14 protein-coding genes are annotated in these 15,618 nt (G+C 68.5%); 10 read left to right on the plus strand and 4 right to left on the minus strand.

Features of this window, described 5'->3' with window-relative positions:
- Positions 1–23 precede the first annotated feature (23 nt).
- Positions 24–707 carry a CoA pyrophosphatase gene (locus EV670_RS15390; RefSeq protein WP_130433654.1) on the plus strand — a complete coding sequence of 228 codons (684 nt, stop codon included), beginning with the start codon at positions 24–26 and terminating at the stop codon, positions 705–707.
- 32 nt (positions 708–739) lie between these two features.
- On the plus strand, positions 740–1,729 hold the full coding sequence (locus EV670_RS15395; protein ID WP_130433656.1) for a CobD/CbiB family protein: 990 nt from the start codon (positions 740–742) through the stop codon (positions 1,727–1,729).
- Between the two features lie 52 nt (positions 1,730–1,781).
- Here the strand turns inward: EV670_RS15395 and argH are convergent, their stop codons facing one another.
- Complete coding sequence (argH, locus tag EV670_RS15400; protein WP_130433658.1) at positions 1,782–3,212, minus strand: argininosuccinate lyase; 1,431 nt, start codon at positions 3,210–3,212, stop codon at positions 1,782–1,784.
- Between the two features lie 124 nt (positions 3,213–3,336).
- Between argH and EV670_RS15405 the strand changes: the two genes are divergently transcribed.
- From EV670_RS15405 to EV670_RS15420, 4 genes are all read left to right on the plus strand, one after another.
- Positions 3,337–4,470, plus strand: a complete 1,134-nt coding sequence (locus EV670_RS15405; protein ID WP_242616994.1) for a sensor histidine kinase — start codon at positions 3,337–3,339, stop codon at positions 4,468–4,470.
- Positions 4,471–4,491: 21 nt separating this feature from the next.
- Entirely contained in the window at positions 4,492–5,256 is a 765-nt protein-coding gene (locus EV670_RS15410) for a LytR/AlgR family response regulator transcription factor (protein WP_130433660.1), read from the plus strand.
- A 118-nt stretch (positions 5,257–5,374) separates the two neighbouring features.
- Positions 5,375–6,634: an RsmB/NOP family class I SAM-dependent RNA methyltransferase gene (locus EV670_RS15415; RefSeq protein ID WP_130433662.1), complete on the plus strand. Its 1,260-nt coding sequence runs from the start codon at positions 5,375–5,377 to the stop codon at positions 6,632–6,634.
- 202 nt (positions 6,635–6,836) lie between these two features.
- Positions 6,837–8,060, plus strand: coding sequence for a DesA family fatty acid desaturase (locus EV670_RS15420; RefSeq protein WP_130433664.1), 1,224 nt, complete (start codon positions 6,837–6,839; stop codon positions 8,058–8,060).
- 161 nt (positions 8,061–8,221) lie between these two features.
- Here EV670_RS15420 and rpmG read toward each other — a convergent pair whose 3' ends face one another.
- The 3 genes from rpmG to trxB form a co-directional block, all read right to left on the minus strand.
- Positions 8,222–8,392 carry a 50S ribosomal protein L33 gene (gene rpmG / locus EV670_RS15425; protein ID WP_130433666.1) on the minus strand — a complete coding sequence of 57 codons (171 nt, stop codon included), beginning with the start codon at positions 8,390–8,392 and terminating at the stop codon, positions 8,222–8,224.
- 30 nt (positions 8,393–8,422) lie between these two features.
- Positions 8,423–8,656 carry a 50S ribosomal protein L28 gene (rpmB, locus tag EV670_RS15430; RefSeq protein WP_130433668.1) on the minus strand — a complete coding sequence of 78 codons (234 nt, stop codon included), beginning with the start codon at positions 8,654–8,656 and terminating at the stop codon, positions 8,423–8,425.
- A 208-nt stretch (positions 8,657–8,864) separates the two neighbouring features.
- The gene (trxB, locus tag EV670_RS15435) at positions 8,865–9,821 is read right to left on the minus strand and encodes a thioredoxin-disulfide reductase (protein WP_130433670.1); all 957 of its coding nucleotides are present in this window, start codon (positions 9,819–9,821) and stop codon (positions 8,865–8,867) included.
- Positions 9,822–10,068: 247 nt separating this feature from the next.
- Here trxB and EV670_RS15440 point away from each other — a divergent pair, with 247 nt between their 5' ends.
- The 4 genes from EV670_RS15440 (at position 10,069) to EV670_RS15455 (ending at position 15,546) form a co-directional block, all read left to right on the plus strand.
- Positions 10,069–10,737 carry a Crp/Fnr family transcriptional regulator gene (locus EV670_RS15440; protein WP_130433672.1) on the plus strand — a complete coding sequence of 223 codons (669 nt, stop codon included), beginning with the start codon at positions 10,069–10,071 and terminating at the stop codon, positions 10,735–10,737.
- A 78-nt stretch (positions 10,738–10,815) separates the two neighbouring features.
- Positions 10,816–13,161, plus strand: coding sequence for a DNA translocase FtsK (locus tag EV670_RS15445; RefSeq protein ID WP_130433674.1), 2,346 nt, complete (start codon positions 10,816–10,818; stop codon positions 13,159–13,161).
- Positions 13,162–13,568: 407 nt separating this feature from the next.
- Entirely contained in the window at positions 13,569–14,180 is a 612-nt protein-coding gene (gene lolA, locus EV670_RS15450; protein ID WP_423213589.1) for an outer membrane lipoprotein periplasmic chaperone LolA, read from the plus strand.
- A gap of 34 nt (positions 14,181–14,214) precedes the next feature.
- Entirely contained in the window at positions 14,215–15,546 is a 1,332-nt protein-coding gene (locus EV670_RS15455) for a replication-associated recombination protein A (RefSeq protein ID WP_130433848.1), read from the plus strand.
- Positions 15,547–15,618 lie beyond the last annotated feature (72 nt).

Consider the following 15,618-nt stretch of genomic DNA (forward strand, 5'->3'; position numbering starts at 1 on the left):
GCAAGCCCTACAGTGAGTTCCTGATGCAGCGTGTTCCCATCATCGATCCGCGCGTGGTGCCCGTGGTCGGCCGCGACTCGGCCAATCCGGCGGTGCCCGGCGCGCGACTGACGCCCGAGGCCTTGCGCGCCCGCTTCGGTGCGCCACCGGCATGGACGCCCGAAATCCGCGGAGACGGCCGCTTGCTCGACCGCGACCCCACCGCCGCCTCGGTGCTGGTGCCGTTGGTGGCGCGTGGCGACGGCGTGTCGGTGCTGCTGACGCTGCGCACCGATCACCTCAAGGACCATGCGGGGCAGATCAGCTTTCCCGGTGGTCGCGCCGAGGATGAGGACGTCGACGTCGTCGCCACCGCACTGCGCGAGACCGAGGAAGAGGTCGGTCTGGCACGCGATCACATCGAGGTGATCGGCGCGCTGCCGATCTACACGACGGTCACCAACTTCGTCGTGACGCCGGTGGTGGCGATCGTCGAATCGGGCTTCTCGCTGCGGCCCGATCCGGTCGAGGTGGCCGAGGTCTTCGAAGTGCCGCTGGCCTTCCTGATGACGCCGGCCCACCACCAGCGGCATGCCTTCGACTGGCAGGGCGGCCGGCGCGAGTTCTGGTCGATGCCATGGCATGCACCGGACCGGGACGAGCCCTATTTCATCTGGGGCGCCACCGCGGCGATGCTGCGCAACCTCTACCGCTTTCTCAGCGTCTGAGGTCGCCGCCGGCGTCGCTATCATCGCCCGCCATGAGTTTCTTCTCGGTGCTGCTGGCACTCCTGATCGAGCAAGTGCGGCCGCTGCCGCGCAAGAACGGCGTCCACGAAACATTGGTCGCCTGGACCCGCTGGAGCGGTCGCAACTTCGACGCCGGGCGCGAGCATCACGCGTGGGTGGTCTGGGGCGTCAGCGTCATCGGTCCGACGCTGGTGGCCTGGGGCGTCTACCTCGCGTTCGCCCACTTCAGCTTCTTCCTGGCGCTGGCCTGGAACGTGGCGGTGCTCTACCTGACGCTGGGTTTTCGCCACTTCAGCCACTACTACACCGACATACGCGACGCGCTCGAGCGCGGCGACGAGATTGCCGCCCGCCAGCTGCTCGCCGAGTGGCGCCACGTGGATGCGAGCGACCTGCCGCGCGACGAGTTGCTGCGCCAGGTCATCGAGCATTCGCTGCTGGCGGCGCATCGTCATGTCTTTGGCGTCTTCTTCTGGTTCGTGGTGCTCGCGGCCTTCGGCTTCGGCCCGGCCGGCGCGGTGCTCTACCGCCTGGCCGAGTTCTCGCAGCGCTACTGGGCCTACAAGAACCGCACCACCGGCGTCGCGATGAACGAAGGACTGCGCCAGCGCGCCGAGTCCATGTTCGAACTGATCGACCATGTGCCGTCGCGGTTGACAGCCTTCGGCTTTGCCGTCGTCGGCAACTTCGAGGAGGCGGTCGCCTGCTGGCGGCGCGATGCCGAGCTCTGGCGCCAGCCCAACGACGGCATCGTTCTCGCGGCGGCCGCCGGTGCGGTCGGCGTGCGGCTCGGCGGCAAGGCGCCGCCGCCGCTTGGCCCCGACCGCAGCCAGGGCATCGGCGCCAGCGCCGCCGCGCAGGAGGGCGACGCCACCGGCTCGACCCCGGGCGTGACGCCCGAACTCGGCCACCTGCGCAGCGTGGTCGGCCTGGTCTGGCGCTCGGTGGTGCTGTGGATGCTGCTGCTGGTGCTGCTGAGCCTGGCCAACCTGGTCGGCTAGCGCGCGGCCCTGATGAGAGCCGCGGCGCAACCGCCCGCGGCGAGCGATGCGCTCAGATCGCCAGTCGCGCCCGATGGCGTGCGATCTGGCCCCGCACCTGCGCCGGCGCGGTGCCGCCGAGCGTGTTGCGCGCCTCGAGCGAGCCGCGCAGGCTGAGTACGGCGTAGACGTCCTCGTCGATCGCCGCGTGGTAGCCGCGCAGTTGGGCCAGCGTCAGCTGCGAGAGGTCGACGCCAAGCGCGATCGCGTCCTTCACGGCATGCGCCACCACCTCGTGCGCGTCGCGGAACGGCAGGCCCTTCTTGACCAGGTAGTCGGCGAGGTCGGTCGCGGTCGCGTAGCCCCTCAACGCGGCGCGCTCCATCGCCTCGGGCTTGACCGTGATACCGGCCGCCAGTTCGGCAAAGATGCGCAGCGTGTCGCGCAGCGTGTCGACGGTGTCGAACAGCGGTTCCTTGTCTTCCTGGTTGTCCTTGTTGTAGGCCAGCGGCTGGCCCTTCATCAGCATGAGCAGGCCCATCAGGTGGCCGATCACGCGGCCGCTCTTGCCGCGCGCCAGCTCGGGCACGTCGGGGTTCTTCTTCTGCGGCATGATCGACGAGCCGGTGCAGAAGCGATCGGCGAGGTCGATGAAGCCGTAGTTCTGGCTCATCCACAGGATCAGTTCCTCGCTGAAGCGCGAGACGTGGATCATCAGCAGCGAGGCCGCGGCGCTGAACTCGATCGCGAAGTCGCGGTCGCTGACCGCGTCGAGCGAGTTCTGGCAGACGCCTTCCATGCCCAGCGTGCGTGCCACCAGCTCGCGATCGAGCGGGTAGCTGGTGCCGGCCAGCGCGGCGGCGCCGAGCGGCAGGCGGTTGACGCGCTTGCGCACGTCGGTGAGGCGCTCGGCGTCGCGCGCGAACATCTCGACGTAGGCCAGCAGGTGGTGGCCAAAGCTCACCGGCTGCGCGACCTGCAGGTGGGTGAAGCCGGGCAGGATGACCTCGACGTTGCGTTCGGCCACCTCGACCAGCGCCAGCTGCAGTGCGCTCAGCAGCGGCAGCAGCTCGTCGATCTCGGCGCGCAGCCACAACCGGACGTCGGTGGCGACCTGGTCGTTGCGCGAGCGGCCGGTGTGCAGGCGCTTGCCGGCGTCGCCCACCAGTTGGGTCAGGCGGGCCTCGATGTTGAGGTGCACGTCCTCCAGCGCCAGCTTCCACTCGAAACTGCCGCTTTCGATCTCGGTGCGGATCTGCGCCATGCCGCGTTCGATCGCCGCATGGTCCTCGGTGCTGAGCAGGCCCTGCGTGTGCAGCATGCCGGCGTGGGCCAGCGAGCCCTCGATGTCGGCGCGCCACAGGCGCCGATCGAAGTCGACGCTGGCGGTGTAGCGCTGCACCAGCTCGCTCATCGGCTCCGAGAACAGCGCCGACCAGGCTTGCGCCTTGCGGTCGAGCTGGTTGTCGACGGGGGTGGCGGGGGCGGGTGAGTGCGCGGACATCGTCAGTCGATCAGTGCGTGCCGACAACGCACCGCCTGCGGATCGCTTGCCGGTGCGCGAAGGGGTTGTGGACAATCGATTGTAGGAGTCGGCCTTGCGGCCGACGCCCCCGCCGCCTCCTTCGATGCCTACCGACGCCACCATTCCCGATCCGCTGAGCCATCCGCCAAGTGCCGTCCGCCGGCCGGCCGGTGCCGACAGCGGCGCCGGCACCGAGTGGCCGCCGTCGGCACTGCAGCCGATGGCTCGCACGGCACGTGCGGCCGCGCTCAAGACCGCGGGTGTGTTCGATGTCTGCCATGTCGGCTTCGTGCTGCGCGCCGTGCTCGTGGTCCACGCCGGCGTGGCAATCGCGACCGGCTTTGGCGCCGCCACCGCGCTCGACTGGTTGCTGCGCTTTGCCAGCGCCTCGCTGGTGGTGCTGCCGGCGTTGCTGCTCTGGCTGCTGCTCACCTGCGGGCTCAAGCGCTGGCTCGAGCCGCGCACGCCGGTCGTGCAGGGCACCATGCTGGTGGCGCTGGGAGCGGGTTGCGGCCTGCTGGCCACCGCGTTGCTGCAGTACCTTGGCCCCGAGGCGCTCGCCGGTCCGACCCGCGTCGCGGCGGTGCTGGCTGGCGCGGCAACCGCCTTCGGCTTCTTCGTCTGGTTGCGCCAGCGCGCACGGCAGGAGGCGCCGGCCGCGGTCGCGGCAAGGTTGGCCGAGTTGCAGGCTCGCATCCGCCCGCATTTCCTGTTCAACGCGCTCAACAGCGCGATCGCGCTGGTGCGCGTCGACCCCGGCCGCGCCGAGGAGGTGCTCGAGAACCTCGGCGAGTTGTTCCGCGTCGCGCTCGAGGGCGGCGGCCGCCACGCGGTGGCCACATTGAACGAGGAGATCGAGCTGGCGCGGCGCTACCTCGACATCGAGAAGGTTCGCTTCGGCGACCGCCTGCAGATCCAGTGGGATCTCGACGAGCGCGCCGGCGTCGCTCGCCTGCCGCCGCTGCTGCTGCAACCGCTGGTCGAGAACGCGGTGCGCCACGGCATCGAGCCCTTGCCGAACGGCGGCATCGTGCGGGTGCGCACGCGAAGGCGTGCCGGCGAGGTGCTGATCGAGGTGCGCAACCCGATGCCAACGGGCCCGGCACGCTCCGACGGCCACGGCGTCGCGCTCGGCAATGTGCGTGAGCGTTTGCGCCTGCTGCACGACCTGGCGGCCGACTTCAGGACCGGGGTCGAGGATGGCCAGTACCGGGTGCGGATCGTGGTTCCGATCTGAAGCTCTGCTCGGAGAACTCGAATGCTGCGGGTTTTGATCGTCGACGATGAATCGCTGGCCCGCATGCGCCTGGCGCAACTGGTCGAGGCCAGCGCGCGCGAAGGCGGGCCGCCGGCGCGCGTGGTGGGCGAGGCGGGTCATGCGCAGGCGGCGCTTGAATGGCTGAGCGCCAACACGGCCGACGTGGTGCTGCTCGACATCCAGATGCCGGGCGCCGACGGGCTCGCGCTGGCCGCCCACCTTCGAGCGATGAACCCGCCGCCGGCGGTGGTGTTCGTCACCGCACATGCCGGGCACGCGCTGCAGGCCTTCGAGCTCGAGGCGACCGACTACCTGACCAAGCCGGTACGGCGCGAGCGCCTGCACGCCGCGCTGGATCGCGCGGCGCGCGTGGCCAGCGCCAGCGCGACGCTGAGCGAGCAGCCGGTGATCGTCGTCACCGAGCGCGGCCGGCTGCTGCGGGTGCCGCTGGCCGAGGTGCTGTACCTGAAGGCCGAGATGAAGTACGTGACGGTGCGCACCGCGGCCCGCAGCTACGTGGTCGACGACTCGCTGACCGAACTCGAGCCGCGCCTGGGTGAGACCTTCCTGCGCGTGCACCGCAACGCGATCGTGGCGCGCAACGCGGTTCGCGCGCTCGAACGGCGAGTGATCGAACCCGCCGGCGACCCGGCCGACGCCGGCGAGGGCTGGGCGGTGCAGGTGCGGGCGGTCGATGAATGGCTCGCCGTTTCGCGGCGCCAACTCGGCGCGGTCCGCGAAGCGCTCGAGGCCAGCGGACTCTAGAGGCGGCTGGCCGAGCAAGGCAGCGACGGGCCGCCCCGAGCGCCTTGACACCCCTTGGGGGGCGGGCGCCGCTGCGCGGCGACCTCGGGGCCGTCGGTGACGCAGGGATAATCCGAGGATGTCCCCGAACTCCCTGCTTGACCTCGCCACCGAACTGCTGCGCTCCGTGCTACGTCTGGACGCCCCCGCCGACAGCGTGGTCTCGGCCTTCTTCCGCCAGCACAAGAACCTCGGCCCGCGCGAGCGCCAGACCCTGGCCGAGACGACCTACGCGGTGCTGCGCCAGCGGCTCGCGTTCCAGCATCTGGCGCAGTCGGGCAGCGGTCCGCTCGAGCGGCGCCTGGCGCTGCTGGGCTGGTCGGGCAGCGACGTCTACCTGCGTGGCGCGCTCGGTCCCAACGAGCGCGACTGGATGGGTCGCGCGCGCGGCGTCTCGCCGGCCTCGCTGCCCGAGAAGCAGCGCCACAACCTGCCCGAGTGGCTGGCGGCGCCGCTGCGGGCCGAGATCGGCGAGACCGAGTTCTGGGCGCTGGCCGAGACGCTGCTCAAGCCGGCACCGCTGGATCTGCGCGTCAATCCGCTCAAGGCCAAGCGCGAGGAAGTCCAGGCCGCGCTGCGCGCCGCCGGCATCGAGGCCGTGACCACGCCGTATTCGCCCTGGGGTCTGCGGGTCGACGGCAAGCCGGCGCTGAACCGGCTCGAGGTCTTCAACAGCGGCGCGGTCGAGGTGCAGGACGAGGGCAGCCAGCTGCTGGCCCTGCTGACCGAGGCCAAGCGCGGCGAGATGGTCGCCGACTTCTGCGCCGGCGCCGGCGGCAAGACGCTCGCGCTCGGCGCGATGATGCGCAACACCGGCCGCCTCTACGCCTTCGACATCTCGGGCCACCGGCTCGAGTCGCTCAAGCCGCGGCTGGCACGCAGCGGCCTGTCCAACGTCTACCCGGCGCAGATCGCGCACGAGCGCGACGAGCGCATCAAGCGCCTCGCCGGCAAGATCGACCGCGTGCTGGTTGACGCGCCGTGCTCAGGCCTGGGCACGCTGCGGCGCAACCCGGACCTCAAGTGGCGCCAGTCGCAGAAGGCGGTCGATGAACTGGTCGTCAAGCAGGCCGCGATCCTGGCCAGTGCGGCGCGCCTGGTGAAGCCGGGCGGGCGTTTGGTCTATGCGACTTGCAGCTTGCTGGCGGTCGAGAACGAGGCGATCGCCGCGGCCTTCGGCGAGGTGCAGCGCGAGTTCAAGCTGCTGCCGGCGGCCGAGGCGCTGGAGCGCGCCGGTGTCGCCTCGGCGACAAGCCTGGTGGCCAGCGACCACCTGCGCCTGTGGCCGCACCGGCACGCGACCGACGGCTTCTTCGCCGCCGTCTGGCAACGCCAGTAAGCGCTCGCATGGGGCGTGGCCCCCTGGCAATCGAGCTCGGACGGGATTGGAGCGGGCTCCCCAGAGCCGGTGTGCCGGGTGGAACGCAGCTCTCCGACAGGGCTCCAACATCGATTCGGGCCCTAGTGCGAGAACCCTGAGTTTTCGCAAGCCGGCCGGCAGGTGCCCACTTACAATAGTGGGCACTTCAAAGAAGGATTGAATGGACAGCCTGATGACGGTTTTCGACGCGATGGTCAACGGCCTCGCGCACGGCGTGCTCGCCGCCTCTTGGTGGCAGGTGCTGCTGTTCACGCTCGTCGTGACGCACATCACCATTGCCGCGGTCACGATCTACCTGCACCGCGCGCAGGCCCACCGGGCGCTCGACCTGCATCCGGCCGTATCGCATTTCTTCCGTTTCTGGCTGTGGCTGACCACCGGCATGGTGACGCGCGAGTGGGTTGCGATCCATCGCAAGCACCACGCGAAGTGCGAGACCGAGGAAGACCCGCACAGCCCGCAGACGCGCGGCATCAAGACCGTGCTGCTGCAGGGCGCCGAGCTCTACCGTGCCGAGTCGAAGAACATGGAGACCATCTCCAAGTTCAGCCACGGCACGCCCGACGACTGGATCGAGCGCAATCTCTACACCCGCTACTCGTGGCAGGGCGTGGGCCTGATGCTGCTGATCAACCTGACGCTGTTCGGCGCCATCGGTGCGGCGGTGTGGGCGGTGCAGATGCTGTGGATCCCGATCAACGCGGCCGGCATCATCAACGGTCTCGGCCACTGGTGGGGTTACCGCAACTTCGAGGCGCCCGACGCCAGCACCAACATCTCGCCCTGGGGCGTGATGATTGGTGGTGAGGAGTTGCACAACAACCACCACACCTACCCGACCTCGGCCAAGTTCTCGGTCAAGCCCTACGAGTTCGACATCGGCTGGGTTTACATCTCGCTGCTCTCGAAGCTGGGCTTGGCGACGGTGCGCAAGACCGCGCCCGAACTCAAGCTCGGTGCGATCCGTCCGGTCGCCGACGGCAAGACGCTCGAGGCCGTGATCGCCAACCGCTACGAGCTGATGGCCAAGTACGGCCGCGAAATGCGCCGCCACTGTCGTGCCGAACTCAAGCGCCTGAAGGCCGACGGCCACCAGAACACGCCCAAGTGGGCTCGGCTGACGCTGGCCAAGCGCTGGGCGCACCGCGACGACGATCGCATCCCGAACGATGTTCGCCCCCAGTTGCAGAGCGCGCGTGCCGAGCATCCGGTCCTCGACAAGTTCCTGACCATGCGCGAAGAGTTGCGCCAGCTCTGGACCCGCACCAACGTGTCGGCCGAGCAACTGGTGATCGACCTGCAGGCCTGGTGCAAGAAGGCAGAGGAGAGCGGTGTTGCCGCGCTGCAGGAGTTCTCGCTCAAGCTGCGCGCCGCGCATGCCTGACCGAAGTCTCCGTCTCGAATGAAAAAGGCGCCTCTCGAGGCGCCTTTTCTTTTGCCGTCTGGATCCCTCGGTGTCGAAGCACGACGGTCAGGTTCAGCAAGCAAAGCAAAACCCGCCGGGCTTGGCAGCCGGGCGGGTCGGGTGTCCGAGGACGCGAAGCCTTACTTCAGCTTCACTTCCTTGTAGGCGACATGCTTGCGCGCCTTGGGATCGAACTTGCTGAATTCGAGCTTTTCGGGCGTCGTCTTCTTGTTCTTGGTAGTGGTGTAGAAGTGACCGGTGCCGGCAGTGGATTCCAGCTTGATCTTTTCGCGTCCGCCTTTGGTGGCCATGGTGTGCTCCTTGTCAGGTGGTGCGGTTGATCAAAGCTCGCCGCTGGCGCGCAGATCGGCAACCACGACATCGATGCCGCGCTTGTCGATCAGGCGCAGCGCGGCGTTGGAAACGCGCAGCCGAACCCAGCGGTTCTCGGTTTCGAGCCAGAAGCGGCGGTACTGCAGATTCGGCAGGAAGCGACGCTTGGTTCGGTTGTTGGCGTGGGAAACCTTGTTCCCCACCATCGGGCCCTTGCCCGTGACTTGACAGACGCGCGCCATGACGCTTCTCCGGTGCAATCTCGTTGAGACTTGGCGGGCAGAGCAGGAAGGGTCTCGTCTTGCATGACCCCACCTGGATAGCCGCCCTTCGACGATCCGGCCCGAGCTCAACCTCGAACCGCATCAGCTAGCCGAGCGGGCCAGATGACCCGCCAGCTTCGGCAAAGACCGCGATTATAGCGGGTTTACCGCAGGCTGCCTACCAGGCTCAGGCTTGCTGCTCGAGGAAGCGCTGCGCGTCCAGCGCTGCCATGCAACCGGTGCCGGCCGAGGTGATGGCCTGGCGGTAGACATGGTCCTGCACGTCGCCGGCGGCGAAGACGCCCGGCACGCTGGTCATCGTGGCCAGGCCGTTGAGCCCGCTCCTGGTCAGGATGTAGCCGTCCTTCATCTCGAGCTGGCCCTTGAAGATGTCGGTGTTGGGCTGGTGGCCGATGGCGATGAAGCAGCCCTGCAGCTTGAGCTCGGTCGTGCTGTCGTCGCGGGTGCTGCGGATGCGAACGCCGGTCACGCCGGAGGCGTCGCCGAGCACCTCGTCGAGCTGCTGGAACAGGTGCAGTTCCATCTTGCCGGCCTTGACCTTCTCGGCCAATTTGTCGACCAGGATCGCCTCGGCGCGGAACTTGTCGCGGCGATGGATCAGGTGCACCTTGCTCGCGATGTTCGAGAGGTAGAGCGCCTCCTCCACCGCGGTGTTGCCGCCGCCGACCACGCAGACCTCCTGGTCGCGATAGAAGAAGCCGTCGCAGGTGGCGCAGCCGCTGACGCCGCGGCCCATGAAGGCCTCTTCGCTCGGCAGGCCGAGGTACTTGGCGCTGGCGCCGGTGGCGATGACCAGCGCGTCGCAGGTATAGGTGCCGCTGTCGCCGGTGAGCGTGAACGGACGCTTGGAGAAGTCGACCTGGTTGATGTGATCGAACACGATCTCGGCCTGGAAGCGTTCGGCATGCTGCTGGAAGCGCTGCATCAATTCGGGGCCTTGCACGCCCATCACGTCGGCCGGCCAATTGTCGACGTCGGTGGTGGTCATCAGCTGGCCGCCCTGGGCGATGCCGGTGATCAGCATCGGCTTGAGATTGGCGCGCGCGGCATAGATGGCGGCGGTGTAGCCGGCCGGGCCGGAACCGAGGATCAGGACCTGGGCGTGCTTGGACTGGGTGCTCATGGTGGCAAGGCTGGTCTGTGGGCTGGCTGCGACGAGTCGGTCCGCTCGACGCCGCATTCGCGTTTGTGAGGGGCCGGATGGCCGTGCCCTTCGATTAGATTCGGGCTCGTGAATTGCGTCACACTCCACCAAACGGGGCGTGACGCATGCCCGAATTGTAGGCAGGCGGGCCTTTCCACAAGGGCGACGCCGGCAATCGTCGTCATAGGTGCGTACTGGTTCGAACAAGAAGAAGGAGGATTGATCCATGGCCATGCTGTCCAACCTCGACCTGATCCGTCGTGTTCCGCTGTTCTCGATGCTGACGGGCGAGCAGGCGCAGGGCATCGCCGAAGGTGTGGTCAAGCGGCGCTTCCGGCGCGGCGAGGTGATGGTGGAGCAGGGCACGCGCTCGAACGCGCTGTTCATCCTGCTGACCGGCCGCGCACGCGTGGTCACGGCCGACCAGCGCGGGCGCGAAGTGATCCTGGCGGTGCTGCATCCCGGCGACTACCTGGGCGAGATGAGCCTGATCGACGGCGAGCCGCATTCGGCCACCGTGCGGGCCGAGGTCCAGACCGACGCGCTGGTGCTGGGTCGCGCCGAGTTCGCGCATTGCCTGCCCGAGCAGACCAGCCTGTCCTACGCGATCATGCGCGGCCTCACGGCGCGGCTGCGCGCGGCCGACCGCCAGATCGAGTCGCTGGCGCTGCTCGATGTCTACGGTCGCGTTGCCCGCGCCCTGCTCGACATGAGCGAGGACGGCGGTGACTTCAAGTGGATCCGCAGCAAGGTTTCGCGCCAGGACCTGGCCAAGGTGGTCGGCGCGTCGCGCGAGATGGTCAGCCGCGTGATGAAGGACCTCGAGGTCCGCGGCTTCATCGAGACCCAGGCCGACGGCTCGGTGCTGCTCAAGGAGACGCTCGCCAATCGGTGAGTGCCGCGGCCCGGCGCCGCGGCGGGCCCGCAACGCCCGGACACTTGATGCAGTGGCGCATCGGCCACAATCCGGTGCATGAGTTTTCCCCTCGGATCCCTGAGCTCCGACGGCGCGGCGGCATCCTCGCGCAACGGTGGTGCAGCGGTCGGCGCCGATGCAGGTTGGCGTCTCAAGCTGGGTGTCGTGGCCGGTGGTCTGCTGTGGCTGCTGGCGGCGATCGCGCTGCTTTCGCACAGTCCGGTCGATGCCGCCTGGTCGACGTCGGGCGACGGCAGCGCGCTGGTTTACAACCGCATCGGCGTGCTCGGTGCATGGCTGTCCGACCTCGGCTTCTTCCTGTTCGGTCGTTCGGTCTGGTGGCTGCTGCTCGCCGGTGGCAGCGTATGGCTGTCGGCGCTGGCCCGGCTGCTGCGGCGTGACGCGCCTGCGGCGCTTGGCGGCGCCGCCTCGCGCCCGCCCGGCCTGATGTGGGCGGGCCTGGCGCTGCTGCTGGCCGCGAGTTGTGCCCTCGAGTGGACCCGTCTCTATGGCGGCGAGGCCGTGCTGCCCGGCGGCACCGCCGGTGGCGTGCTCGGCAGCGTGCTTGGCGGGTTCAGCCAACGCGCGCTTGGCTTCCTCGGCTCCGGCCTGCTGTGGATCGCGGTGCTGGTGGTCGCATTGCCGCTGGCGCTGCGTTTTTCGTGGTTTTCGGCGGCGGAGCGCCTGGGCGCCGCGCTCGAAGGATGGCGCGAGCAGCGCGAGCGACGCATCGAGCGCGCCGAGGATGCGCGTCTGGGCGAGCAGGCGCTGCGCGAGCGTGAGCAGGTGGCCGACGTCGAGCGCGAGCACTTCGAGGACCACGAGCCGATCCTGATCGAAGCCCCGGTGATGCAGGTGCCGCGCAGCGAGCGCGTGGTGAAGGAGAAGCAGAAGCCGCTGTTCAGCGAACTCGCCGACACCAAGCTGCCACAGGTCGACCTGCTCGATGCCGCGCCCGGCCGCATGGAAACCGTGACGCCCGAGTCGCTCGAGATGACCAGCCGACTCATCGAGAAGAAGCTCAAGGACTTCGGCGTCGAGGTGCGCGTGGTGCTGGCCTCGCCGGGACCGGTGATCACGCGCTACGAGATCGAACCGGCCACCGGCGTCAAGGGCTCGCAGATCGTCGGCCTGGCCAAGGACCTGGCGCGCTCGCTGAGCCTGGTGAGCATCCGCGTGGTCGAGACGATCCCCGGCAAGAACTTCATGGCGCTCGAACTGCCCAACGCCAAGCGGCAGATGATCCGGCTCTCGGAGATCCTCGGCTCGCAGGCCTACAACGATGCCCACTCGATGCTGAGCATCGGCCTGGGCAAGGACATCGTCGGCGGCCCGGTGGTGGCCGACCTCGCCAAGATGCCGCACTGCCTGGTGGCCGGCACCACCGGCTCGGGCAAGTCGGTCGGCATCAACGCGACGATCCTCTCGCTGCTCTACAAGGCCGAGGCGCGCGACGTGCGCCTGATCCTGATCGATCCCAAGATGCTCGAGATGAGCGTCTACGAGGGCATCCCGCACCTGCTGTGCCCGGTCGTGACCGACATGAAGCAGGCCGCCAGCGCGCTCAACTGGGGCGTCGGCGAGATGGAGCGGCGCTACAAGCTGATGAGCAAGCTCGGCGTTCGCAACCTCGCCGGCTACAACAAGAAGATCGACGAGGCCACGGCGCGCGGCGAGCCGCTCGGCAACCCCTTCAGCCTGACGCCCGAGCAGCCCGAGCCGCTGGAGCGGCTGCCGCACATCGTCATCGTTATCGACGAACTGGCCGACCTGATGATGGTGGTCGGCAAGAAGATCGAGGAGCTGATCGCCCGCCTGGCGCAGAAGGCGCGCGCCGCGGGCATCCACCTGATCCTGGCCACGCAACGGCCGAGCGTCGACGTGATCACCGGCCTGATCAAGGCCAACATTCCCACGCGCATCTCGTTCCAGGTCAGCAGCAAGATCGACAGCCGCACGATCCTCGACCAGATGGGCGCCGAGGCCCTGCTGGGCCAGGGCGACATGCTCTACATGCCCTCCGGCACCGGACTGCCGATCCGCGTGCACGGTGCCTTCGTGAGCGACGAGGAGGTGCATCGCGTCGTCGACTACCTCAAGAGCCAGGGCGAACCCAACTACATCGAGGGCATCCTCGAGGGTGGCATCGAGGGCGGCACCGAGGCCGAGGCCAACAACACCGGTGCTGGCGGCGATGGCGAGAGCGACCCGATGTACGACCAGGCGGTGGCGATCGTGCTGCAGAACAAGCGCGCCTCGATCTCGCTGGTGCAACGCCACCTGCGCATCGGCTACAACCGCGCCGCGCGGTTGCTGGAGCAGATGGAGAAGTCGGGAGTGGTGTCGGCGATGGCGAGCAATGGGAATCGGGAGATCATTGCGCCGAGAAGGCACGAGGAATGACCTTTGGGACGCCGATACTCGCTCTCGTCAACAAGCTAGACCGCATGCGCAACGACTCTGCAGCGATCAGTGGCGACCGCCTCGATGCTTGGTATGACGGCGCGGCCGTATGTGTAATTGCGGTCGGGTCACACGGTGATCCTATGGATCTCGCCGATCACGAAGTCGAGGCATTCATATTGAAGCTTCAACCATGCCTTCGGGAATCCAGGGGAGAGGATGCGTCCTTTTGACTACGCGTCCTCAGATCTCTGGTTTCACTGTGCTCGCTACCGTGAGTGGTCTAACCCGCCCTGTACGCGTGGGCGCAATGAGCGCACGATGAAGGTGAGGCGATGAAGCTGAGCGGGGGTGCGTTGGTCGTTCGCGTGACGCGCAATCATCTTTGGTCGCGCATGTCGCGCTCACTGGTCGCAGCGGTTGTCGCGGTCGTGCTCGGCACCGCCCACGCGCACGCCCACGCCGACGCTCTCGACACCCTAAAGTCCTTTACCGCCGACGCCAAGACCGGCCGCGCCGCCTTCACCCAAACCGTCACCTCGCCCGACGGCAAGAAGCAACGCAAGTCCAGCGGCAGCTTCGAGTTCTCGCGCCCCAACCGCTTTCGCTTTGCCTACGCGAAGCCCTACGAGCAGCTGATCGTCGGCGATGGCGAGAAGGTCTGGCTGTTCGATACCGAACTGAACCAGGTCACCGTGCGGCCCTTCTCGCAGGCGCTCGGCGCGACGCCGGCAGCGCTGCTGGCCGGCAGCGCCATCGAACGTGATTTCACGCTGCGCGCGCTGCCCGACGAGGGCGGCCTGCAATGGGCCGAGGCGAGCCCGAAGCTCAAGGACAGCGGCATCCAGACGCTCAAGATCGGCTTTCGGGCCGGCGGCGCGCTGGCGGCCATCGAGATCCTCGACGGCTTCGGCCAGCGCTCGCGCATCGACTTCTCGGCGGTCGAGAACAATCCGGCGCTGGCCGCCGATCGCTTTCAGTTCAAGCCGCCGGCCGGCGCCGACGTGCTGAGCCAGTGATGAGGCCGTCGTGAGCCAGCTCGAGTTGGGTGCCATCGGCGAGACAGGCTCGACCGCCGGCACGACAACGCCCGCCGTCGACCCCGACGCGCCGCTGGCCGAGCGCCTGCGCCCGCGCCGCATCGAGGAGGTGATCGGCCAGAAGCAACTGCTCGGCGAGGGCAAGCCGCTGGCTGTTGCCTTTGCCTCGGGCCGTCCGCATTCGATGATCCTGTGGGGCCCGCCCGGCACCGGCAAGACCACGCTGGCGCGGCTGATGGCCGATGGTTTCGACGCGCGCTTCATCGCGATCTCGGCGGTGCTCGGTGGCGTCAAGGAGATCCGCGAGGCGGTCGAGCAGGCCCAGGTGGCGCGCGCGATGGGGCGGCGCGCGATCGTCTTCGTCGACGAGGTGCACCGCTTCAACAAGGCGCAGCAGGATGCCTTCCTGCCGCATGTCGAGAGCGGGCTGTTCAGCTTCATCGGCGCCACCACCGAGAACCCGAGCTTCGAGGTCAACGCTGCGCTGCTGTCGCGCGCCACGGTGCATGTGCTGCAGCCGCTGACCGAGGTCGACCTGCAGGAACTGCTGGAACGCGGGCGCGCGCTGCTCGGGGCGCCACCGCTGAGCGCCGCCGCCAGCGCGCGGCTGATCGGCTATGCCGACGGCGATGCGCGCCGCCTGCTCAACAGCTTCGAGAACGTGGCGCGGATGGCGGGCTCGGTCGCCGAGATCGACGAAGCCCTGCTCGAACGCTCGCTCGGCGAGCAGCTGCGCCGCTACGACAAGGGTGGCGACCAGTTCTACGACAGCATCTCGGCGCTGCACAAGAGCGTGCGCGGCTCCGACCCCGACGCCGCGCTCTACTGGTTCGCGCGCATGCTCGACGGCGGGGCCGATCCACGCTACATCGGCCGTCGCCTGCTGCGCATGGCGAGCGAGGACATCGGCCTGGCCGATCCGCGCGCGCTCACCCTCACGCTCGAGGCGGTGCAGGTCTACGAGCGGCTCGGCTCGCCCGAAGGCGAGCTGACGCTGGCGCAGGCGCTGGTCTACCTGGCGGTCGCGCCCAAGAGCAATGCGGTCTATGGCGCCTACAAGGCGGCGCGCGCCTTCGTCCAGCAGGACGGCTCGCGCCCGGTGCCACTGCATCTGCGCAACGCCCCGACCAAGCTGATGAAGTCGCTCGACTACGGTCGCGACTACCGCTACGCGCACGACGAGGACGGCGCCTTCGCCGCCGGCGAGCGCTACCTGCCCGACGGCATCGACCCGGCGCCGTTCTACGAGCCGCAGCCGCGCGGCCTGGAGATCAAGATCGGCGACAAGCTCGGCCAGCTGCGCGAGGCCAACCGCCGCGCGCGCGCGAAAGGCAATCCCGACTGAGCACGCGGCGCACCGCGGTTTACCCGCCCTTGAGTGGTGCGTGCGGTGTCTAGAATCCGCGGCAGCAGGGGC

The sequence above is a fragment of the Rivibacter subsaxonicus genome (assembly GCF_004217215.1).
GTDB classification, from domain to species: domain Bacteria; phylum Pseudomonadota; class Gammaproteobacteria; order Burkholderiales; family Burkholderiaceae_C; genus Rivibacter; species Rivibacter subsaxonicus.

What these genes read in the sequence shown, in the direction of transcription:
- EV670_RS15390 (WP_130433654.1), top strand. Translation starts at nt 24, where the DNA reads ATGCAGCGTGTTCCCATCATCGATCCGCGCGTGGTGCCCGTGGTCGGC.
- EV670_RS15395 (WP_130433656.1), top strand. Translation starts at nt 740, where the DNA reads ATGAGTTTCTTCTCGGTGCTGCTGGCACTCCTGATCGAGCAAGTGCGG.
- argH (WP_130433658.1), bottom strand. Translation starts at nt 3,212, where the DNA reads ATGTCCGCGCACTCACCCGCCCCCGCCACCCCCGTCGACAACCAGCTC.
- EV670_RS15405 (WP_242616994.1), top strand. Translation starts at nt 3,337, where the DNA reads ATGCCTACCGACGCCACCATTCCCGATCCGCTGAGCCATCCGCCAAGT.
- EV670_RS15410 (WP_130433660.1), top strand. Translation starts at nt 4,492, where the DNA reads ATGCTGCGGGTTTTGATCGTCGACGATGAATCGCTGGCCCGCATGCGC.
- EV670_RS15415 (WP_130433662.1), top strand. Translation starts at nt 5,375, where the DNA reads ATGTCCCCGAACTCCCTGCTTGACCTCGCCACCGAACTGCTGCGCTCC.
- EV670_RS15420 (WP_130433664.1), top strand. Translation starts at nt 6,837, where the DNA reads ATGGACAGCCTGATGACGGTTTTCGACGCGATGGTCAACGGCCTCGCG.
- rpmG (WP_130433666.1), bottom strand. Translation starts at nt 8,392, where the DNA reads ATGGCCACCAAAGGCGGACGCGAAAAGATCAAGCTGGAATCCACTGCC.
- rpmB (WP_130433668.1), bottom strand. Translation starts at nt 8,656, where the DNA reads ATGGCGCGCGTCTGTCAAGTCACGGGCAAGGGCCCGATGGTGGGGAAC.
- trxB (WP_130433670.1), bottom strand. Translation starts at nt 9,821, where the DNA reads ATGAGCACCCAGTCCAAGCACGCCCAGGTCCTGATCCTCGGTTCCGGC.
- EV670_RS15440 (WP_130433672.1), top strand. Translation starts at nt 10,069, where the DNA reads ATGGCCATGCTGTCCAACCTCGACCTGATCCGTCGTGTTCCGCTGTTC.
- EV670_RS15445 (WP_130433674.1), top strand. Translation starts at nt 10,816, where the DNA reads ATGAGTTTTCCCCTCGGATCCCTGAGCTCCGACGGCGCGGCGGCATCC.